Below are 4105 nucleotides of genomic sequence, written 5' to 3'. Positions count from 1 at the left end.
CATCAAAGCGCATTCCTCCCGGCACTGACCCTACGGGTACAGTGCGGGGCTCCTGCGATTTCTAGCTGACATCCTTGCGGCCAGATTTCCAGTGTGGGGTTTGCCAAGTCGAGCGGCTCTCTTGCAGGGGAATTGAGGGCTCAGGCAGTCCGGCAGACAGAAGCTGAAGCGGTACACTAGTCAGAAGCTTTTTTCATCGAGTCCCGTTGGGAAGACCTCTTGCGAAACCTGTTTCTTACCGGCGCTAGCGGCTGCCTGGGGCACTATGTGTTGGAGCGCCTGGCCCAGCAAAGGGATCCCGAGTTTCCGGAGCGGCCCGCCTACCACCTGTACGTTCTCATCCGCGAGACCAGCCGCCTGCGGCTGCCCCTAGAACGGCTGCCCGCCCCTATCACCCTAGTACCCGGCGATCTCCTGCGCATCCGGGAACACGCCGCTCTGCTGCGCCAGATGGATGGGCTGATCCACATGGCAGCGGCTTGGGGGGATCCCGCCCTGGCTTGGGCCGTGAATGTTACCCACACCCTGGAGCTCTTTCAGTTGTTGGATCCGGAGCGCTGTCAGCAGGTGATCTACTTTTCCACGGCCAGCCTTTTGAACCAGGACCTGGAGCCTTTGGCCATTGCCGGACGGGCCGGCACCGACTACATCCGCAGCAAGTACGAGATGCTGCTGCGGCGGCAGGAAAGCGGCTTCTGGCCGGAGCGCCTGCTCACCCTTTATCCCACCCTGCTCTTTGGCGGCAGCCCCCACCACCCCTACTCCCACATCACTGCCGGCCTCAAGGACGTTCTCCGCTGGCTGGATCTGATCCGCTTTTTGCGGGTGGATGCCAGCTTCCACTTCATCCATGCTGCCGATGTGGCCGAGATGGTCGCCCACTGGGTGGCTCATCCCCCAGGCGCAGGAGATTGGGTGTTGGGCAACTCCCCCTTGTCTTTGGATGAGTGCGTGGAACAGGTGTGTGCCTATTTCAAAAAGCGGATTTATTTCCGCGTGCCCCTGCCTTTGGCTTTGGTTCGCGGCTTGGCCTTCTTGTTTCGGGTGCGGCTTTCCGAGTGGGATGAATATTGTCTGCGCCAGCGCCATTTTGTTTACCCGGCCATTTCCCCAGAAACCCTGGGTTTGCGCTGCCGGTTTCCCACTTTGGCCTCTCTTTTGGATACCTACCTCTAGACCACCTTTGAGTAACAGTAGAACTGGACGCTGCTTCCTTTCCCTCTGGGACGGGGGGATGAGAGCCGAGGACCCAAGGGATCCCACTCGCCTCTGACAGGGATCAGCCGGTGGGGGCCACCGTTTCTCTGATGGCCAAGGCCTGGAGCTGGGCGGCAATGCGCTCGCGGTTGAGGTTTTGCCCAATCAGCACCAGTCGGGTCAAGCGCGGCTCCTGGGGTCGCCAGGGGCGGTCGTAGTAGGTTTCAAATCGGGATCCCACCCCCTGCAGCACCAGGCGCATCGGCTTGTAGGGGACGGCCACAAACCCTTTTATCCGGTAAAGACATTCCTCCTGGGCCAACTGGCGTAGCTGAGCCACCAGGGATCCCGGCTCATAACCTCCCTCCAAGCTGAGGTAGAAAGACTCAAAAGCTTCGTGCTCATGCTCCTCCCCGTGATCGTGGTGGCTGGGGCGGCGCTCGAGCTGGTCTTCCACCGCTGCATTAAAGCCCAAGAGCACTTCTGGGGGAACCTGCCCCCGCTCACAAGGGAGGATTTGAACCTCAGGGCGCAAGTGGTGCCGCAGCCAGCTTTCCACCCGAGCTTGCTCCTCTTGGGTAATCTGATCCACCTTGGTGAGCACCACCAAATCGGCACAACTCAACTGATCCTCAAACAATTCCTCAAGCGGAGTCTCATGGTCCAAACTTTCGTCAGCCTGCCGCTGCGCCTCCAGGGCCGCCGGATCCCCCACCAGTTGCCCGGAGGCCAGAGCCTGACCATCCACCACCGTAATCACCGCATCCACCGTGGCGCCTGTACGAATGGTGGGCCAGCGGAAAGCCTGCACGAGCGGCTTGGGCAAGGCCAGTCCTGAGGTTTCAATCAAAATGCAGTCTAGCTCCGCCCGCCGCTGCAACAGAGCTTCCATGGTGGGCAAAAACTCCTCCTGCACCGTGCAGCAGAGACAGCCGTTGGCCAGCTCCAGAATGGGGATGGATCCCTCCCCCTCACACAGTTGGCAATCCCGCAGCAACTCGCCGTCGATGCCCACTTCGCCAAACTCGTTAACTAACACGGCAATGCGGCGGCCCTGGTTGTTGAGCAAAAGGTGACGGATCACCGTGGTCTTGCCGGATCCCAGAAATCCGGTGATGACGGTAACAGGGATCTTGTGCATCTGCTCTGATGACTCAGCGCTCTTCAGTTTCCACCCCAAACTTTCTTTCTGCCAATCCTTGAGGGGGGGATGCCCAAAAAAAGGCCCCCGGCAAGGGGGGCCAAAGGTACATTCCAGAGGAACTTATGCCCTTATCGGATCGGCTTCATCCGGTAAACCGGCTCGTTCTCGCGGCTGATCCCTTTCTCAAAGCCAGCAGCGGCAGCGCGAGCGCGACCGGCATGCCACAGGTGGCCGACAAAGAACAGGAAGCCGAAGATGAAGTTGTGAGCGGCCAACCAGGTGCGCGGGCTGGTGAAGTTCACCGTGTTGATTTCAGTAGCCACACCCCCCACCGAGTTCAGGGATCCCAGCGGCGCATGAGTCATGTACTCCACTGCACGGCGGGCTTGCCAGGGCTGAATGTCGTTTTTCAGCTTATCCAGATCCAACCCATTGGGGCCCAGCAGCGGCTCTTTCCAGGGAGCGCGCACATCCCAGAAGCGCATCGTCTCGCCGCCGAAGATGATCTCGCCCGTGGGGGAGCGCATCAGGTATTTACCCAGACCGGTGGGACCTTGGGCTTGGCCAATGTTCGCCCCCAGGCGCTGGTCGCGCACGATGAAGGTGAGGGCTTGCGCTTGCGAGGCTTCTGGGCCAGTGGGGCCGTAGAACTCGCTGGGGTAGACGGTGTTGTTGAACCAGATGTAGCAGGTGGCAATGAAGCTCATCAGCGAAACCGCCGCCAAGCTGTAGGAGAGATAGGCCTCCCCAGACCAGATGAAGGCGCGGCGAGCCCAACCAAAGGGCTTGGTGAGGATGTGCCAGATCCCACCGGCAATGCAGATGATGCCGATGTAAATGTGGCCGCCGATTACATCCTCCATGTTGTCAACGCTGATGATCCAGCCTTCCCCACCAAAAGGAGATTTAAACAGGTAACCGAAGATCACAGCGGGGTTCAAGGTGGGGTTGGTGATCACCCGCACATCGCCACCTCCTGGAGCCCAGGTGTCATAGACACCGCCAAACCACATGGCCTTGGCCACCAACAAGAAAGCCCCCAACCCCAACAGGATCAGGTGGATCCCCAGGATGGTGGTCATCTTGTTCTTGTCTTTCCAGTCGTAGCCGAAGAAGGGGAAAGACTGCTCCAGAGTTTCTGGGCCGCGAATGGCGTGATAAATGCCCCCCAACCCCAGCACGGCGCTGGAGATCAGGTGCAGCACCCCGATGACAAAGTAGGGGTAGGTGTCAATCACCTCGCCCCCCGGGCCAACCCCCCAGCCCAGAGTGGCCACGTGGGGCATCAGGATCAGGCCCTGCTCATACATAGGCCGATCCGGCGTGAAGTGAGCCACCTCAAACAGCAGCATCGCCCCCGCCCAGAAGACGATCAGGCCAGCGTGGGCCACATGGGCGCCCAAAAGCCGACCGGAGAGATTAATCAAGCGGGCATTCCCAGCCCACCAGGCAAATCCGCCTTGGGTGCGATCTTGCACCACTGCAGAACCAAATGTTGTCGAGGTCACAGAGACCAACCTCCAATGATAGTCAGGAACAAGAGACACCAAAAAAAGTTTAGTTAACGCGAGCGCCTGCCGTTGGGCTCCCTGTCCACTGGGATCCGCGGCAGGGGATCCCTTGGGCAAGCGCTCATCCTCACAGAGCAGATCTCTAGGGATCTACCGCAGCTAAAGTCGAGCGAGCTCAGTGGGTTTAGAGCGCATTGCCGCGGGGGAGGACTTCTTCAGGGAACTCAAAGCGCTCATGGGGCTGGTCCTGCGG

3 protein-coding genes and 1 pseudogene are annotated in these 4105 nt (G+C 59.9%); 1 reads left to right on the top strand and 3 read right to left on the bottom strand.

The window, feature by feature from the left end; all coding sequences use genetic code 11:
* The first annotated feature begins 219 nt into the window (after nt 1–219).
* Entirely contained in the window at nt 220–1176 is a 957-nt protein-coding gene (locus tag NW840_RS05675) for an NAD-dependent epimerase/dehydratase family protein (RefSeq protein ID WP_414342926.1), read from the top strand.
* Nucleotides 1177–1279: 103 nt separating this feature from the next.
* Here the strand turns inward: NW840_RS05675 and cobW are convergent, their stop codons facing one another.
* The 3 genes and pseudogenes from cobW to NW840_RS05660 form a co-directional block, all read right to left on the bottom strand.
* Nucleotides 1280–2338, bottom strand: coding sequence for a cobalamin biosynthesis protein CobW (gene cobW, locus NW840_RS05670; RefSeq protein WP_414342924.1), 1059 nt, complete (start codon nt 2336–2338; stop codon nt 1280–1282).
* A gap of 131 nt (nt 2339–2469) precedes the next feature.
* A complete protein-coding gene (gene psbC, locus NW840_RS05665; protein ID WP_369791763.1) occupies nt 2470–3849 on the bottom strand; it encodes a photosystem II reaction center protein CP43 in 1380 nt (459 codons plus the stop codon).
* 187 nt (nt 3850–4036) lie between these two features.
* A pseudogene (locus NW840_RS05660) lies at nt 4037–4105 on the bottom strand (photosystem II protein D2); the annotation flags it as partial.

The organism is Synechococcus sp. R5-13 (assembly GCF_047462015.1).
Lineage (GTDB): Bacteria > Cyanobacteriota > Cyanobacteriia > Thermostichales > Thermostichaceae > Thermostichus.
The sequence above is the reverse complement of the archived record's forward strand: the minus strand, read 5'-3'. Positions and strand labels throughout refer to the sequence as shown.